The 17,678-nt window shown below is 69.6% G+C and carries 12 protein-coding genes and 1 pseudogene; 8 read left to right on the top strand and 5 right to left on the bottom strand.

What is annotated here, in order from left to right; genetic code table 11:
* Positions 1–309 precede the first annotated feature (309 nt).
* Positions 310–2,385, top strand: a complete 2,076-nt coding sequence (locus tag OSB52_RS06390) for an HNH endonuclease signature motif containing protein (protein ID WP_266060802.1) — start codon at positions 310–312, stop codon at positions 2,383–2,385.
* Here the strand turns inward: OSB52_RS06390 and OSB52_RS06385 are convergent.
* Both OSB52_RS06385 and OSB52_RS06380 read right to left on the bottom strand, forming a co-directional pair.
* On the bottom strand, positions 2,369–2,848 hold the full coding sequence (locus tag OSB52_RS06385) for a hypothetical protein (RefSeq protein ID WP_266060801.1): 480 nt from the start codon (positions 2,846–2,848) through the stop codon (positions 2,369–2,371). The two genes, OSB52_RS06390 and OSB52_RS06385, sit on opposite strands and share 17 nt — an antisense overlap.
* A gap of 68 nt (positions 2,849–2,916) precedes the next feature.
* Complete coding sequence (locus OSB52_RS06380) at positions 2,917–4,119, bottom strand: glycoside hydrolase family 3 N-terminal domain-containing protein (protein WP_266060800.1); 1,203 nt, start codon at positions 4,117–4,119, stop codon at positions 2,917–2,919.
* 29 nt (positions 4,120–4,148) lie between these two features.
* Between OSB52_RS06380 and OSB52_RS06375 the strand changes: the two genes are divergently transcribed.
* The 4 genes from OSB52_RS06375 to OSB52_RS06360 all read left to right on the top strand — a co-directional run bounded on the left by OSB52_RS06375 (position 4,149) and on the right by OSB52_RS06360 (position 9,957).
* Positions 4,149–4,718, top strand: coding sequence for a universal stress protein (locus OSB52_RS06375; RefSeq protein ID WP_235722805.1), 570 nt, complete (start codon positions 4,149–4,151; stop codon positions 4,716–4,718).
* A gap of 136 nt (positions 4,719–4,854) precedes the next feature.
* Positions 4,855–5,343 (top strand): hypothetical protein, encoded by a 489-nt coding sequence (locus OSB52_RS06370; protein WP_266060799.1) that lies wholly within the window; start codon positions 4,855–4,857, stop codon positions 5,341–5,343.
* A 67-nt stretch (positions 5,344–5,410) separates the two neighbouring features.
* Complete coding sequence (locus OSB52_RS06365; protein WP_266060797.1) at positions 5,411–5,611, top strand: DUF2613 domain-containing protein; 201 nt, start codon at positions 5,411–5,413, stop codon at positions 5,609–5,611.
* Positions 5,612–5,703: 92 nt separating this feature from the next.
* Entirely contained in the window at positions 5,704–9,957 is a 4,254-nt protein-coding gene (locus OSB52_RS06360; protein WP_266060795.1) for an alpha-(1->3)-arabinofuranosyltransferase, read from the top strand.
* Positions 9,958–9,968: 11 nt separating this feature from the next.
* On the opposite strand, the pseudogene OSB52_RS06355 reads toward OSB52_RS06360, so the two are convergent.
* Positions 9,969–11,015: pseudogene (locus OSB52_RS06355) on the bottom strand (acyltransferase family protein); the annotation flags it as partial.
* Positions 11,016–11,192: 177 nt separating this feature from the next.
* On the opposite strand from OSB52_RS06355, the gene pgfA reads away from it, so the two are divergent.
* A complete protein-coding gene (gene pgfA, locus OSB52_RS06350) occupies positions 11,193–12,404 on the top strand; it encodes a cell envelope lipid trafficking protein PgfA (protein ID WP_266060794.1) in 1,212 nt (403 codons plus the stop codon).
* On the opposite strand, the gene OSB52_RS06345 is transcribed toward pgfA, so the two are convergent.
* A complete protein-coding gene (locus OSB52_RS06345) occupies positions 12,334–13,509 on the bottom strand; it encodes a polysaccharide biosynthesis protein (RefSeq protein ID WP_235723031.1) in 1,176 nt (391 codons plus the stop codon). The genes pgfA and OSB52_RS06345 overlap by 71 nt on opposite strands.
* Positions 13,510–13,755: 246 nt before the next feature.
* Between OSB52_RS06345 and OSB52_RS06340 the strand changes: the two genes are divergently transcribed.
* Together OSB52_RS06340 and OSB52_RS06335 are read left to right on the top strand one after the other, a co-directional pair.
* Positions 13,756–14,676, top strand: coding sequence for an HpcH/HpaI aldolase/citrate lyase family protein (locus OSB52_RS06340; RefSeq protein WP_266060897.1), 921 nt, complete (start codon positions 13,756–13,758; stop codon positions 14,674–14,676).
* Positions 14,677–14,683: 7 nt separating this feature from the next.
* A complete protein-coding gene (locus OSB52_RS06335; protein ID WP_266060793.1) occupies positions 14,684–16,438 on the top strand; it encodes an MmpA family trehalose lipid delivery protein in 1,755 nt (584 codons plus the stop codon).
* Here the strand turns inward: OSB52_RS06335 and OSB52_RS06330 are convergent.
* Positions 16,377–17,546 (bottom strand): glycosyltransferase family 4 protein, encoded by a 1,170-nt coding sequence (locus OSB52_RS06330; RefSeq protein WP_266060792.1) that lies wholly within the window; start codon positions 17,544–17,546, stop codon positions 16,377–16,379. The genes OSB52_RS06335 and OSB52_RS06330 overlap by 62 nt on opposite strands.
* Positions 17,547–17,678 lie beyond the last annotated feature (132 nt).

Here is a 17,678-nt window from a genome sequence, read left to right as displayed (position 1 = left end):
CAGTCCGACTACCCACCAACGTTTCCCACCGCAAGGAGGAAGTCCATAGCTCACCTCACGATCCCTGAGGAGCGCCCCGAGCTTGCGAGGCCGCGTCACGAAGGGTCCACGCACACAACCACACTCATCCACGAAAAGTTGTCACACCCCATCGCTATCCTGAACTCAACACCTCACCGAGCAAGTCCATCCACAGGCCGCGCGCAACGCCGCAAAGTTGTCAGACCCGCCCGATAGTCTGACAGCAGTTCGATTCCCCACCAACCCATCCCGACCTCAGAGACCGTCTTCGCCGGAAAGGAGCGTTCCGTGTTCACCTTCACCGACCGTGCCGCCGACGACGCTCTGCTGGCCTCCAGCAGTCTCGATGAGTTGGCGCAGCATGGTCGCGATTTGTTGCGGTTGAGTAATCAAGCCCAGGCCATCGCGATGCAGATCGCCCGCCAGATCGGGCAATCCACCTACAACGAGCGCCTCGCCGGGTACAACGATTTCGTTCCGAACCGAGTCCGCAACGCCGCGGACAAGGCCGCGAAAGGCGAAATCTCACTGCAGTTGGGTATTTCCCGACGTCAAGCCGGCGAATGGGTCAGTCTCGACGAATTACTCGACGAACACCCCAAGATCCGTGACGCCTTCCGTGCCGGCGATTTGAGACCTCACCGGCTGGGTGTGGCCATCCGCGGCGCCGCCACCGGCCCCACCGGCGACCTGCGGGAGCGACTGGCAGACCTCGTCGACAACGCCTACACCGACGAACCCGCCAGCAAGGATGTCGAGGAGGAACTCACCCTCGACCTCGACGACCCCGAAGCCGACCTCGACGCCGGCACCGATGGTGAGCGCACCGACGGCGACGGCTCCGACGGCGACGGCACTGATGATGGCGGCTCCGATGATGCTGCGGCCGAGACCGACCCCGCCACCACCGACGATCCCGCCGAGGATGAGCCGTGGGATTTCGACGATGTGGTGCTCGATCTGGCCAGCCGACCCACCACCGACACCGCCCTGCGAGATGATCTCGACGCCATCATCATCAGCCTCGACCCCGATCGGGCGGCCCAGACGCGCGATGACATCACCGACCTGTTCGGGGATGTGACGATCGGTAACGAAGCGTTCGGGCACATGACCGTCGATGCCTGCATCCCCGCCGAACACGGCGTACACCTGCGCGACCGCATCAGCGCCCTCATCGGACGACGGGTGTGTCGCCGTGATGGGCGCAGCATCAAAGCCCAACGCGTCGCCGCGTTCGCCGAAATCATCAAAGCCCCCGGCGCCAAGCTGCGCTGCCACTGCGGCGACGACACCTGCCCCGCCACACCAACCCGCACCAACAACCCAGCACCCGCCACCACCCCGAGTCCGGTCACCGGCGGTGTCCGTGACTCGTCGGTCGACACCACCACGGCGGACAACACCGCTGCATCCGGCCAGACCACCGTCGAACCCGTGCTGGGTGGGCCTGATGCGGCCGAAGAACAGCCGATCACCCTCGCCGACCTCGACGACGACACTGACGTCGACAATGGCCGCGACAGCGACTCGAACATCGACAACGACGACAACATCGGTGCGAGTACCCAATCCGGCACCGGAATCGACGCCGATGACACCGTTCAGGATGTCGCGCCCTCCCCAGAACCCAGGCGAGATTTCATCACCGCACCACCCGCCGACCACGACACCGACGTCGCCGATGCGGAAGCGGCCGACGACCCCGACGCGGACAGCGCGGACCCAGCAGCCGAACTCACCACGGACGCCGAAGGCACAGCAGATGCCGAGGTAGCCGACGATCCTGACGACGACGCCGCCGACACCGACACCGACACCGACCTCACCGTCCCCGGCCTGACCCTGCTCCAAGACCCCACCGGCCTCGACCCCACCCGCCTGATGGGCTACGGCGCCATCGACCCGGCCCACGCCGCACGAATCGCACCACACGCCACCACCATCACCGCCCGCCCCAGTGACACCCGCACCGCCAGCGGACTGATCATCTTCGGCAACCGCACACCAGCCCCACCGATCGACCCCACCGGCCACGGCGGATTCGCCACCCCACCACCCGGAGCACTGACCTACAAACCGTCAGCCGCGTTGCGCGCCGAGATCATCCAACTCGACCGACGCTGCCGCTACCCCTACTGCGGCCGACCATCCGAGGAATGCGAACTCGACCACCTGCACAAGTTCTGCCATGCCGACCCGCTGGCCGGCGGCTGGACCGTGGCCTTCAACCTCGCACCACTGTGCCGACCCGACCACGACCGTAAGCATGACGGGCCGTGGATACCGACCATGCACACCGACCGCACCATCACCTGGCGCAACGCCCGCACCGACCAGATCATCGTCACCTACCCGCGCTGACGTAGGCGATCACCGTCGCCACAGCGCCGATCGCAGACCCAACGGCGGGCAGGGGCCACTGGAACAGCGCAGGTAGCCCCGCCTCGGCAACCGCAGATGACGACGGCCCGATGACGATCGCTGCACCGACCGTCACCGCCACTGCCGCAATCACCGCGACCACGAGCCACCCGCGCCCCGAACCCGCGCCCTGCCACAGGCGAGTGCATCCGTAGATCGCCGTCACCACCACGACGCCTATCAGCACCGCTCCCACACCGAGCGCGATGTTCACCGCCCGCACCACCTCGTCGGCGGTCGCGCCCGGCTCGTCGCGCGCAAGGTCGAGCGACAACACCACGCGAATCTCGTTCAGGTGCAACGCCACCAACACCGCGGTCACCGCGATCACCACGATCGCCGCCGCCCACAGGCCAACCGCAACGACGACCCCGCGACCGCGCACCGGACGTTCGGTGCGCATCGGAGTGATCTGAACGCGAGGACGAGGCGGCTGATCGTGTCGGGCCGACCCCTCGTCGGGCGGCTCGTTCAGCACGTCAGCACGCCCTTCGATCGCAGCACGCGCACCACCGAACGATCCACCCGCTGCTCGCTCAGTCGCTGCGACGCCACCTGCTGCTCGAGTGCATCGAGCACCGCTGGCACGCGGTCAGTCGTGAGCCACAATGCGATATCGGCGCCGGCGCGGATCGCCATCGGAGCAGCCTGCTCGATCGGGTACCGCGCACTGATCGCCGCCATCCCGGACAGGTCGTCGGTGAACACCACACCGTTGTATGCCGTTCCGCCATAAGGCTTTCCGGTCCGCAACATGCCATACGCGCGTGGACTGATGCTGGACGGTGTCTCCGGCCCGGTCAGTCCCGGCACGATCAGATGCCCCATCATCACCGCAGCCGGCCCCGGATTCTGCAGCAACGTGCGATACGGCACCAGATCACTGGTCTCCAGCGTCGACAGCGGCGGCGTCACCACCACGCCCAGATGAGAATCACCTGAACCGTGCCCATGCCCGGGAAAGTGCTTGAACACCGGGGTGATCCCGGCCGACGCCAAACCTTCGGCATAGGCCTGCGCGTACTCGGCCACCACCGCCGGATCGTTGCTGAACGAGCGATCCCCGATCACCTCGCCATCGGCCTCATCGCTCACGTCGGCCACCGGCGCGAAATCGACGGTGACACCCAGTTCACTCAACTGCCGTCCGGTCGAGGCGGCCAACTCCCGCACCTGTTCCGGCGTTCGGGTCTGCGCGAGTTCCCGCGCTGACGGGCTGTCGATACCCAACTCCGACAACCGCGACACGCGACCGCCCTCCTGATCCACAGTGATCATCAACGGGATTCGCCCTCCCCGCGACATCCGTGCGGCGGCACCGCTGGTCAGGATCGACTTGTCGGTCCAGCTACCGACAAAGATCCCGCCGATCTGCTCGGAGTCCACGATCGCCTGCGCGTCCGCGGTACCGGTCACGCCGACGACGATGAGCTGGGCGAGCTTCTGCCGCAACGTCATCCGATCCAGTTCGGCCGCACCGCACGCCACCGGCGTCGGCGAGGCCACGGCCGACGAACTCGACACCACCGACGTAGCGCTGTATGCCGACGTCGCGCTGCTCGTGACGCCCGCGGGTTCGCTGCTCGCACACCCGGCGCTCATCACCGCCACGACCGCGACCGCGATCATCGACACCACGCCACGCACAACGGAACCTCGTGTAGATGAGCCCATGCGACGAGTCTGGCATGTAACCTGGGGCAATGGACGTGGGGTCCGACCCGAGCGCACCCACCACCGCCCAGTCCGCCCCGACCAACGGTGGTATGGACCGGGGTGCCCGCCAGACCCTGATGATCGCCTACGACGGGTCCGACAATGCCGACCGCGCCATCCGCTACGCCGGCCGATTCCTCCGCGCACAGACCGCGTACGTCGTCACCGCGTGGCAGCCCGGTGAACTGTCCCCAGCCCGCCTGTCGACGCTCTCAGGCGGCATGCAGCCGTTCATCGACACCCGCCTCGAGGAAGGAGTCGACCAGGCTCTCGAAGAGGAAGCCGAGACCATCAACCGCCGCGGCGTCCAACTGGCCCTCGAGGCCGGACTCGCCGCGAGAGGTTCACTGGTCGAGGTCGAATCCACCGTGTGGGGAGCGTTGGTCGCCGCCGCCGACGCGCTCGCCGTGGATCTGCTCGTCACCGGCACCCGCGGGTCGTCGGGCTTGAAGGCGCTGCTGCGGTCGAGCGTCGCCGAGCGGGTCCTCAAACACTGCCACCGGCCGGTGTTCATCGTTCCGGCGCAATGTGAGAAGCAACCGCCGGTCACTGCGTAGTGACTCCGCAGCCCTCGCGGGATCACAAGGCGGTCACAAAACCGTGACGTGGCTAACAAAGCACGCCCGGCCGCCGGTAACGCCCGTAGCGGACACCGCATCCGTGAACGCCATGTCGTCGTCGATAAGAGGAACCATGTCTGTGCGCCAGTCGCTCCGCCATCGTGTAGCCGCCGCCGCTGCTGCCGTCGCCATCACCGGCGCCGGGGTCGTCGGCCTGACCACTGCCGCCGCGGGAGAAGCCGCCGCCGCCACCGAGTACCGGATGACACAATGCCTGGGGCTGAGCCCCAACATCGTCGACGTCCCGTTCATGCCGAGTCGCGCGATCGTGGCGCAGTACGCCGGGAAGACCTACATCGCCGTCGACTTCACCAGCTACTGGATCGGCGTCGGCTACCGCTCCGACGCCCGCCTCGACTGGCACAACACCCGCACCAACAAGCGCGGCGTGCTGCGGTCGACGACGCACATCAGCCCGCCGTATCAGGGTGTGCACAACTTCGTCGTCAACACTTCCGCGATCGGCACGGGCCGCGTCAACATCACCTTGAACGCGACCAACAGCAACGCACTCTGGGCGATCCCCGCCATCGCATGCAACGGATCGATCGTGATCCGCTGACCGGCCCACCGGAACCACGCGACCACGGTGACCGTCGTCATCACCGGTCGATGGTAGTTTCGTCGCCATGACCAACAACCGTCTCGTCGCCGGCGCCGTGGCCGGGGTCGCCGGCATCGTGGTGGGTCTCGGGGCGGTGTTCCTCGGCGGATTCCTGTCCACCGAGACCAGCCCGTCGACGGACGTGAACAGCATCAACCCCAACAACGGGTTCGTGCAGGGCTCGGTCGACTACGGCTCACGCGGCGGTTCCGGGTCCGACAACTGACCTTCGGGCGGCCCTCCCTGACGCCTATCACGCCAGCGGTACCTCGCTCCTCGACGCCCAAGAACGCCGCGCTCTCCCGCCGCGGCATCGCGGTGGCAGCGCTGTGCGCGCTGATCATCTCGTTCCTGCAATCGCCCGGGCGGATCTCGGCCGACACCAAACTCGACCTCACCGCCAACCCGATCGGGTTCCTCTCCCGCGCCGCCCACCTGTGGTCTGCGAACGCGCCCCTCGGCCAGGTGCAGAACCAGGCGTACGGCTACTTCTTCCCGCATGGCGCGTTCTTCGCTCTCGGCGACCTCCTGCATCTCCCACCCTGGGTGATCCAACGGCTGTGGTGGGCGTTGCTGCTGGTCATCGGGTTCGTCGGCATCGTCCGACTCGCCGAGGCGATGCGCATCGGTTCCCCCGGCTCCCGGGTCATCGCCGGCATCGTGTTCGTGCTGAGCCCACGCATCCTGACCACCATCGGTTCGATCTCGTCGGAAACCCTGCCGATGGTGCTGGCCCCGTGGGTGCTGCTGCCGCTGATCCGGGTACTGACCCGCGAACCCGACCGCCCGGTGTGGCGCGCAGCTCTGCAGTCGGCGGCCGCGGTCGCACTGATGGGCGCGGTCAACGCCGTCGCCACCCTCGCCGCGCTCGGTGTCGCAGTGCTGTGGTGGCTGCTGCATGCGCCGGCACTGTCCACGGTGCCGGTGCGCCGCTGGTGGCGTTTCGGCGCGTGGTGGGCGCTCGGGCTGACGATGGCCTGCGCATGGTGGGTGATCCCGCTCCTCATCCTGTCCAGGGTGAGTCCGCCGTTCCTCGACTTCATCGAGTCGTCCCGGGTCACCACCGAATGGACATCGCTGACCGAGGTGTTGCGCGGCACCAGCTCATGGACACCGTTCGTGTCACCGGAACGCGTCGCCGGCGCCGTGCTGGTCACCCAACCCGCCGCCGTCGTCGCCACCGTCGTGCTGGCCGCCGCCGGACTCGCCGGACTGTGCATGCGGCGGATGCCCTTCCGCGGACGATTGGTGACGGTGCTGGTCGTCGGTCTGCTGCTGATGTGTGTGGGTTACGCCGGTGAACTCGGCTCCCCCATCGCCGAACCCGTGCGGGTGTTCCTCGACGGCAGCGGCGCCTTCCTGCGCAACATCCACAAGTTCGAACCATTCATCCGCATCCCGCTGGTCCTCGGCATCGCGCATCTGCTGGCCCGCGTGCCGCTGCCCGGCACCACGTCGGTTCGCGACACCGCGGCTTCCTTCGCCCACCCCCAGCGGTCCCGGCCGGTGGCCGCGGCGATCGTCGTGGTGGTCGCCGCCATCGGCGCCGGTTCGCTGATGTGGACCGGCCAACTCGCGCCCGCGGGCACCTACAAGGAGATCCCCGACTACTGGCGCGCCACGGCGAACTGGCTGTCGCAACACAGCTCCGACCCCGACACGACCGCCCCCACCCGCACACTCGTGGTGCCGGGGGCACCATTCGCCGACCAACTGTGGGGTCTGACCCGCGACGAACCGCTGCAGCCGCTCGCCGACACCCCGTGGGCGGTGCGCGACGCGATACCGCTCACCCCGCCCGGCGCCATCCGCGCCCTCGACTCGGTGCAACGCGCGATCGCCGACGGCCGCGGCTCCCCCGGCCTCGCCGCCACCCTCGCCCAGCAGGGCATCGGCTTCGTGGTGCTGCGCGCCGACCTCGACCCCGACACGTCGCGCTCGGCCCGCCCGCTGGTCGCCCAGCAGGCCCTCGACACGTCACCGGGACTCGACCGGGTGGCCACCTTCGGCCCCGACGTGGGGCCGGCAGCCGTACCGGGTGTGATGCGGGACAATGGGTTACGCCCGGCGATGCCGGCCATCCAGATCTATGCCGTAAACACCGACACCGGATTCCCCGGCACCGGACCGGTCCTCGTCGACGCCGGCGACACCCCGCGGGTGGCAGGCGGACCGGAGGCGCTCGCCGCGGTCCAGGAACAACGGGCACGCACCGGGAACCCACCGATGGGACCGGCCTTGCTCGCCGCCGACGCCCGCCGCGCCGGACTCGGCGACGGTCCCGGCGTCCTGATCACCGATACCCCCACCGACCGCGAAACCGACTTCGGTCGCGTCGACGACCACAGCTCGGCGATCCGCGCTCCCGACGACCCGCGGCGCACCCAGAACGCCGTCGCCGACTATCCGGTCGACGGACAACCCCTGGTGCACGGCGAATGGCTGCTGAACAACCAACCCGGCCAGGTTCGCGTCACCACATCCGGGTCTGCCTCCGACGCAACCCAACTGGGCCAGACATCGCCGGCCAACTCATCGGCGGCGGCCTTCGACGGCGACCCCGACACCGCCTGGGTCTCCGACGGCCTCGACGCCGCGGTCGGCAAATGGTTACGTCTCGACTTCACCGAGCCACGTTCGGATCTGGCGGTCACCCTCACCACAGCGCCGGCGCTGGGCTCCGACGTGTCGGCCATCCTGGTCAGCACCGAATCGGGCAGCGCGGTCACCCAGAACGTGGAACCGGGTACCCCGGTCACGGTGACCGCACCGAGCGGCCCGACCCGCTGGGTACAGATCCGGGCGATCAGTACCGCCGACGGCAGCGCGGGCAACCAGTTCGCGCTCGGTGAAGTGTCCGTCGCGGACCTGGCCACCCAAGCACCGATGACGATCCGGCATCGGGTGACGCTGCCCGTTCCACCGGCCGGCACCACCGTCTCGGGTTGGCTGCTCACCCAGGAACTCGGCGGCCGCTCGACCTGCGTCGCCGACGACACGGCCGTGCGCTGCGCACCCGGCCTCGGTCTGGCCCCAGAAACACCGGGCATCGTGACGCGCGCCCTGTCGGTGCCCGCCCCGGTCACTGTGGACCCGACGGTCGTGCTGCGGCCGAAATCCAGCGATGCGTTGCGCGCGTTGATCCACACCCCCGGCCAGGTCACCGCAGACGGCCCCACCGCCGTCGACGATCCGCGCGGCAACGCGAGTGCCGCGGTGGACGGTAACCCCGAAACCACCTGGACCGCACCCGAACCCGCCACGCGTTCCGACGACGAGGAGGCCGACGACCCCGAGCTCGTGATCCGGCTACCGCAGGCCCAGCGTGTCGAGCGCCTCAGACTGATTCTGCCCGAACGATATCCGGCTGCGCCGCACCGCGTCACCGTCGACCTCGGCACAGGCACCCAGGCACGCACCGTCGGCCGCGACGGCATCGTCGACCTGGCGCCGGCGGTGACCGACCGGATTCGGTTGACCGTCACCGAGACCACCGACCTCATCGACGTCAACAGCCTCGGATTCGCCCGCGCCGCCCCGGTCGGGATCAGCGAAGTGCAGATCCTGCCCGGCCCGCAGCCGACCCCCGACGACGACCGGGTGATCGACATCGGCTGTGACGCCGGCATCGGGTTGACCGTGTCCGGTCAGGTGATCGGCCTGTCGGTGCGCACCACCGCCGGCGATCTGCGTGCGGGCCGTCCCGTCGTCGCCACACCCTGTACCTCCCAACCGGTCTCGCTGCCCGCGGGCGAACAGGAACTGTCGGTCAACCCCGGCCCGGCATTCAGCGTCGACCAGGTCTCCTTGCCGGTGACCGACCGGTCCGACGTCGGCACATCGCGCGCGCCCGTACCCGCCGACGTCACCGACTGGTCGGACACCCACCGCGGTGTCGCGGTCGACGCCGTCGACCGCGACCGCATCCTGGCGGTGCCGGAGAGCACCAACCCCGGGTGGCAGGCCTCACTCGACGGCCGCGAGCTGGCCCCGGTGGTGGTGAACGGCTGGCAGCAGGGTTGGGTGGTGCCCGCGGGTGCGGCCGGTTCCATCGACCTCACATACCGGTTCGACTCGCTCTACCGCTGGTCGCTCGGCCTCGGGCTGGCCCTGACCGCGCTGCTGTTGCTGCTCGCCTGGTGGCCACGGCGCACCTCGGACCACCCCCACCCGCAACCGTTCACCGGCCCCAGCCTCTCGGAGTCCTGGCTCACCGGCGCGGCCGCGGTGTCCTGGCTGGGCGCGGCGTGGTTGCTCGCCGGCTGGGCGGGTCTGATGGTCGCGGTGCTGACCGGCGTGATCACCCTGAGCCCGCGCCCACCGGTCACGGTGACCCTCGTGTTCGCCGCGATGGTGGCCGCCACCCTCGGCCTCGCGAGCGGGCCCTGGCACGCCGCCACCGGATACACCGGATTCGACTGGTGGGTTCAGTTGCCGGCGTTGATCGCCGTGTCGTCGACGGTCTTCTCGGCTGTGGTCGGCGACGAATCCGGCTGGGCTCGGCGACGATTCGCCCGTACGCTCTCCCAGGTGCGCAGCCGCCGGCGAGCCGGTTCCTCGATGAAGGCGTAACTGGCCGCCGACACCCCGATCGTCAGGGCCAGGGTGATGGCCCACACGAGCACGAAATCGCCGTTGAACGGCACAATCCCGAACAGCGGAAACACTGCGGCCAGCACCGCGAGATGCCAGATGAAGATGCCGTAGGACCAGCGGCCCAACGCCAGCATCACCCGCGAGCACAACAACCGGAACGGCCCCGCCGACAACACCAGTGGCGCGAGCACCGCGAACCCGCAGATCGCACCGAGGACCATCTTCACGGCGAACTGCCAGGGCGCGAGATCACCCAGGCCGGTGGGGCCGGCGATCGGCGTGCAGGCCAGCACGTAGGCGACGAGCAGCAGCGCGGCCATCACCCACCGCCGGGCACCGATTCCGACGACCACCCGCAACCAGCGAGGCACCGGCCGACGGGCGTCGAACTCGATGGCGCCGACCATCTCCGCGAGCACCAGACCGGCCAAGAACCACGGCAGATGCCCGAACACCCAGTTCTTCGGTTCCACCCCGGCGGCCACCGGTAATACCATCGCGATCCAAGCCCACCCGAGGCTGAGCGCCCCGAGACCGAACAACACCGGTATCCGCCACCCGATCCGCCCGCTCCCGGCACCGTCGGCGACGCGCAGCCGCACCATCGCGAGCCCGATCACCGGCAGCAAGGCGTAAAAGGCGACCTCCACCGACAGACTCCACATCTGGGTGAGCCCCGCCGTCAACGACAGCGGCACGAACACCTGTGTCAGGGTGAGGTTGGCCAGCGACACCGTGAGGTCGGCGCCCTTGGCGTCGGGCAGCAGGGTGAGCACCACGAACACCACCACCACATACGCCGGCCAGATCCGCACCAGCCGATGGAGCAGATAGCGGCGCACCCGCGGGCGTGGCACGGCGCGATGTGCGGCGGCCACCCACGGGCGCCACAGCAGAAAACCGGACAGTCCGAAGAACAGCGCCACCGCCAGATCGAGCCGCCCCAGCAGGGGGCCCAGCACCGGGAGCTCCACCGCCCGGGTCTGGAAGGCGACATGGGTGGTGAGCACGCCGATCGCCGCGACCGCCCGCATCCCCTCGAGCTGGCCGAAGAACCGACGCACCTCGCGGGCAGCCGTCGGCGCGTCGGACGCGGAAACGACACTGGTCGGGGGATCGATACTGCTCATGCTGGTCACTCAGGGTAGCCGGACGTCACACAGCGGGTCACGCCTACGGCGCCGGCACGGCCGGTCAGTACGCTCGCCCCTATGTCGTCGCCCGGCCCCCACGGTGTGCAGCCCAGCCGTCTGCAGACCACTGATCTCATCGGACCGGTCCTGCTGTTCGTGGGTGGCTTCCTGCTCGCGGCCGCGATCGCACTGCCCACGGTGTTCGTCGACGGTCTGCGCACCATTCCGCTGTCCACCGACGTCACCACCACGGCCCTGAGCACCGGCACCGGTGACGCGGAGTCGGCGCAGGTGTTCGACCGGTGTTCGCTGGCCACCGCGTCGGCGCGGGTCGTCGGCGCCGACCTCGTCCGGCAGCAGCGGTTCGTCGCGGTCCAGCCGTCCGACGCCGACCGCGTCACCCTGCAGGCGGGCACATCCATCCAGGCCGACTCGCTGAGGGTCGACGACCGCGAGGTGGATCCGCAGGCCCCGCGCCCCGGCAGCGGCACCGAGCCGCCTGCCGGGCAGGCGCAGTGCACCGATCCGACCGTGGGCGCCGTCCGCGACCGCATCACCCTCGACCGCACGTCGGCGCTGCCCGACCTGGGTCCCACGAGCGGACAGCCCGGCAGTTCCGAGATCCAGTACGACAGCAATGCCGCCCCGATTCGCGTCCCCGACCGCACCGGCTACACCTATCTGCTGCCGTTCGGGGTCTCCGACACCGAACACACCTGGTTCGACGTCATCACCCGGCGCACGGTGCCGCTGCGCCCGGCGGGCACGACGACCGTGCACGGCCGCGACGCCACCCGCTTCGTCGCCGACGTCCCCGACACCGACCTACATCAGATCAGCGGCGATGCGCAGAGCGCCCCGCCGACGATCATCACCCGGCCCGCCTCGTGGTTCGGGGTGCCCGGTGTCGACCCGGCCCGCGAACTGACGGCCACCCTGCACCACAGCGGCCGCACCGAATTGGCCGTCGACACCGCCACCGGCACCATCCTCGACGAGCAGATCACCATCGAACAGAGCTACCGCTTCATCGACACCTCGCTCCCCGATCAGCGGCTGACCGCGTTGTCGGCGAGCTTCGGCTACGACGACCCAACCCAGGCGCGGATGAGTGACCGCGCGACCTCGTTGAACACCCCGATCGCCATCTGGGGTCGCGTCGTGCCGATCCTGGCCGCCCTCGCCGGGCTGGCGGCCATCGCGGCCGGCCTGATGCTCATCACTCGCGGCTGGCCGCCCCGACGACCTCGTCGACCCGCTGCGCACGCAGACCCCACACCGTCGTCGTGACCGCGGCGATCGTCGCCGCGGTCGCCGCCGTGGCCGCGAGCGCCACGATCGTGTCCACCGCGCCCACGATCACCGCGATCTCGGCGGCGACCACCACCCACGTGACCGCGGACACCCCGGTCGCCGAGCGGGCGATCGCCGACAGCAACGCCACCTGCAGTACGGCCAGCATCGCGCCGGTGTAGGCGAACAGCCACAGGATGGGCACCAGCGGCTGGTAGTCGGGGCGCACCAGCACCGGTACCAACGGTCCGGCCAACCCGGCACCCACGGTGAGGATCACCCCGATCAGCGCCACCACCCCGACCGCATGCACCAGGGAGCGCCGCGACGTCGCCGGGTCCGCCAGGCGGGGATAGAACACCACCCCCACCGCCTGCGGCAGCCAGAACGCCACCTTGGTCGCGATCGCCCCCAACGCGTAGATCCCCGCGTCGTCGGGCGAGAGCACCGTGCGCGACAGCAGCAGGTCGACCGACGCCGCCACCACCAGCACCAACTGCACGCCGGAAGCCTGCACCACGCCGAGCAGTCCGATACCGCCCGAGCCGAGTGCAGTCCTGGCCGGTGTCGGCGAGCCGATCGGAGCCACCCGGGTCGCATACAGCACCACCACCGCGGCGACCGCGATGCCCGACGCGCTGGCCGCCAGCGCTCCGGCGGGACCGGCACCGACGGCCAGTGCAGCGATCAGCGGCGCCGTGCGCAACACGCCGACCGCCGCGAGTACCCAGCCGAGCAGGCGGAACTGCTTGTGCCCCTGCAGTATTCCCTGACCGGCGCCGATAACGGTGAGCATCGGCGCCGCGACGAGGGCCGCCGAGGTGGTGTCGATGCTCATCGAGGTGACCCACGCAGTCGGGACGATGGCGACCACCACCAGTACGCAGACGGCAATCGTCGTCTGTACCGTCACGCGACGAATCCGGCGCGGATCGGCGTGGTGGACCACGGCGCGCGCGACCACCGCCTGCAAGGCCAGCGCCGCGACGGTCAGCACGAGCATCGCGGTGAGGCCGACGGCGAGTTCGCCGTATTCGGCGGTGTCGAGCCACCACCGGCTCGCGGTGAGGTGGATGAGATAGGCACAGACGTTGGCGACCATCGATCCACCTGCCACCCAGCCCAGCGCCCCGGCCACACCCGAGCGCTCGGCCCTGGCCGTCGTGACGTCAGCCGACCCGAGAGCACGCCGATCGTGTCCAGCGATGCGGTCGTCGTGCCCGGCCATGGCCTCAAGTGTGCACGTCGCGTCCGGCAAGCCGGGGACGGCACGGTGTTTTGCACGCCGCACGCGCGATAGGCAACGATGGTGAGGTCCCATCCGCCGCCGCAGGAGCGCACCGCCTCGATGTACGACCAGAACTTTTCCGACGACGCCGCCAGTACAGATCCCGTCGGTTTCCGTATCGATCCGGTACTCGCGCGCAGTTGGCTGCTGGTCAACGGAGCCCACGCCGGACGATTCGAGGCGGCGCACCGGTCACGCGCCGACGTCGTGGTGCTCGACATCGAGGATGCCGTGGCGCCCAAAGACAAGGTGAGCGCCCGCGACCACGTGGTGCAGTGGCTCGACGCCGGACACTCCGACTGGGTACGGGTCAACGGGTTCGGCACCCCGTGGTGGGCCGACGATCTCGCGGCACTGGCGAGCACATCGGTGGGCGGGGTGATGCTCGCGATGGTCGAGTCGGTCGACCACGTCAGCGAAACGGCCAAGCGGCTGCCGGATGTGCCGATCGTGGCGCTGGTGGAAACCGCACGGGGGCTCGAACGGATCAGCGAGATCGCCTCGGCCAAGGGCACGTTCCGGCTGGCGTTCGGCATCGGCGACTTCCGGCGTGACACCGGCTTCGGCGACGACCCGGCCACCTTGGCTTACGCCCGGTCGCGATTCACCATCGCCGCCAAGGCGGCTCACCTGCCCAGCGCCATCGACGGCCCCACCGTCGGGTCGAGTGCGCTGAAACTGTCCGAGGCCACCGCGGTGAGCGCGGAATTCGGGATGACCGGCAAGATCTGCCTGACACCCGACCAGTGCCACCCGGTCAACGAGGGCCTGTCGCCGTCGCAGGACGAGATCAGCTGGGCGCAGGAGTTCTTCGCCGAGTTCGAACGCGACGGCGGCGAGATCCGCAACGGCTCCGACCTGCCGCGGATCGCCCGCGCCACCAAGATCCTGGATCTGGCCCGCGCGTACGGCATCGAGAACTCCGACTACGACGACGACTCGGTGCACTCGCCCGCCCCGTCGGACACCTATCACTACTGAGCCGGCCATGACCCGGCGCCGCCACCCGGTCGTCCTCCTGTGCGCCGTCAGCGGCGCACTGGCCGCGCTGATCATGGCGCCGCTGCTGCGGTCCGGACACCTGCTCTACCGCGATGCGGTGTCGACCCCACGCTCCTTCGTCACCGACACCACCCTGGGCGTCGGGGATCTGCCGCCGCGCGCGGTCCCGCAGGACTGGGTCGTCGCGATGGCGTCGTCGGTGGTCGACGGCGGTGCGGTGGTCGTCGCGATCACCTTCGCCGCCCTGGTGTGCGCCGGCGTCGGCTACGGCCGCCTGGCGTTGCGCCTGGTGGGCGCAGCCGGGCGCACCGGCGCGGCTGCCGCGGCGATGGTCGCGATCTGGAATCCCTATGTGGCCGAACGCCTCCTGCAGGGACACTGGAGTCTGCTGGTCTCGTATGCAGCACTCGGGTGGGTCGCCACCGCGGCGTGCGACATTCTGCGTGACACCGTCGACGGCCAGTCGGAGGCAACCCCGCGCTGGGTGCCGTGGACTCACCTGGTGGCCGCGCTCTGCGCCGCCGCCTTCACCCCGACTGGGTCGATGTTGTCCGGCGTTCTCCTCCTCGCGCTGACCGGGATCGGTGTGCGCAGAATCCGATACGAGGGATCCGGGGCCGCCCGTCGGGGGCGGACGCTCGGCCTCTGGTGGATCGGGTGGGTCGTCGCCGCCCTACCGTGGTTGACCGCAACACTTGTCGGCCATGCGTCCATCGCCGCCGGCGACAACGGTTTCACCGTCTTCGGCGTGCGTGCCGAACCGGGACTCGGCACCATCGGCACGGTGCTCGGGCTGGGCGGCATCTGGAATGCCGAGGCTGTTCCCGCCAGCCGCACCATCTGGTGGGCGGCCGTGGCGACGGCGGCGCTGCTGCTCGTCATCGCCACCGGCACCGTCTGGTTGTGGCGTCACCGGGGACCCGACACCGGCGTGATCGCGACCCTGGGTGTGGTGGCCGCGGCCACCGCCATCGCCGTGAGTGTGGCAGCCATCGGGCCGGTCGCCGAGACGCTGTCGGCCGCCACCGTGGACGTGCCAGGACTCGGATTGTTCCGCGACACCCAGAAGTACCTCGCGTTGCTCGTGCCGTTCGTCGCCGTTGCGACCGCCGCCGCGGTGGCCGCCGCGCGCCGCTGGGTGCCCGCTGGTTTCGCGCTCGCCGCCACAACACTTCTGATCGTCGCACCGCTACCCGACCTCGCGTGGGGTGTCGGCGGGACGATCTCCCCGGTCACCTACCCGTCGGACTGGGCGGCCGTCTCGGCACAGATCACCGCCGATCACGGCGCGGTGGCGGTGTGGCCGACCGGGTCGGTGCGGCAGTACTCGTTCACCGATGGACCGTCACTGGACCCGCTGCCCCGGATGGTGCGCGCGCCGGTCACCGAATCCGGCCGATTGGTGGTGGATTCGGTGGTCGTCGATCCGCCGTCCGGGCGCGGCGCCGACGTCGACGCGGCATTGTCGGCCGGTGGCTCCACGCGGCCGCTGGCGGAGCTGGGTGTCGGCTGGGTGGTGGTGGAGAACAACGATCCGCCATCGGCCCTCGCCGCCGAGGCGGCGGTCGTGTTCCGCGGCGCCGACCTGACGCTCTATCGCATCCCCGGGCCGATCGCCGATCTCGGGGCGTCCACCGCCGCGCGGACGACAGCCATTGTCGCCCATCTCGTCTGGGCGGTTACCGCGGTGATCGCACTGGTCGCGGCGCTGATTGCAGCAGCCCGTCGAACACGTCGATGAATCCGTCGGCGGTCGCCGACCACGAGTAGCCGGCCGCCTTGCGTTGCGCGTTGCCACCGAGGCGCGCGGCCTCCTCCGGGTTGTCGATCAGTTTCCTTGTCGCGCTGACCAGTTCGTCGACGCCGTCGACGAGCAGGCCGGTCTCGCCGTGCTCGACCGACTCGACCAGTCCGACCGAACTGCGGTAGCCGATGGTGGGCACCCGATGTTGGGCCGCCTCCACCACCGCCAGACCCCAGCCCTCCTTGCGCGATGGCATCAGATGGACGTCGGCGCGGGCGAGCAGCTGATGTTTGCGGGGCTCGTCGACATGGCCGTGGAAAGTGACGAATCGTTGCACACCGAGCCGGGCGGCGGTGTCGCGCAGTTCATCCGACCACCAGCCACCGCCTATCACGTCGAGGTGCACGTCTGCTCGGGCGTGGCGCAATTCGGCGACCACGGCCAGGGCGTCCTCCACCTGCTTGTGTGGGACCAGTCGGGAGAGCACACACAACCGCGGGCCGCCGGCCGGGTCGTCGGACTCGGCGAGGTTCGCCGGCTGGGGCACGATCGCGTCGATCCCGTTGCGGATCACGGTGATCCGTTCACGGTCCACGCCGAGGGCGACGAGTTCGTCTGCCGACGGACCCGACACCGTCACATACCTACTGCGTCGGTGCACCCGCGGCGACACCCGCGATTCCAGCCACCAGCCGAACCGCCCGAGCAGCCGTCCGGCGACCGGCCACTGCTCGCGATGGCAGTGATGAACCAGCACCACCGTGGGCGCCGGCGACACCGTGCCGGCGAAGAACGGGATGCCGTTCTGGGTGTCGATGACGATGTCGGGCGCACCGGGCAGCCTGCCGCGGCCCCACCGCGCGGCCACGATCGTCAGCAGAGCGCGCGGGTACACCGAGAGTCGACCACCGGCCCGCAGGATGCGCACGCCGGCCCGGTGCTCGATCGCCGGCGCGCCATCGTAGGCGGCGGTCAGAAGCGTCACTCGCATGCCGCGCTCGACCAGTTCCGCGCCGACGCGTTCGAGATAGCGTTCACTGCCTCCACCCTGCGGGTGCGTGGTGTCGCGCCAGCAGAGCAGCAGCACATGAATCGGTTCGGACATTGCGACCAGAGTAGGCGATCGCAACAGCAGAACCCCCGAGGCCGTACGTGGTATCCCCTCCATACCGCGTCCGACCCGGGGGTCCCGGTCCGACGACAGACAGCAAGTCTGTTGCGGCTACACTGTAGCCGC

Origin of the sequence: Gordonia aquimaris, assembly GCF_026262595.1 — a bacterium.
Lineage (GTDB): Bacteria > Actinomycetota > Actinomycetes > Mycobacteriales > Mycobacteriaceae > Gordonia > Gordonia tangerina.
This window is presented reverse-complemented; position numbering and strand designations above follow the sequence as displayed.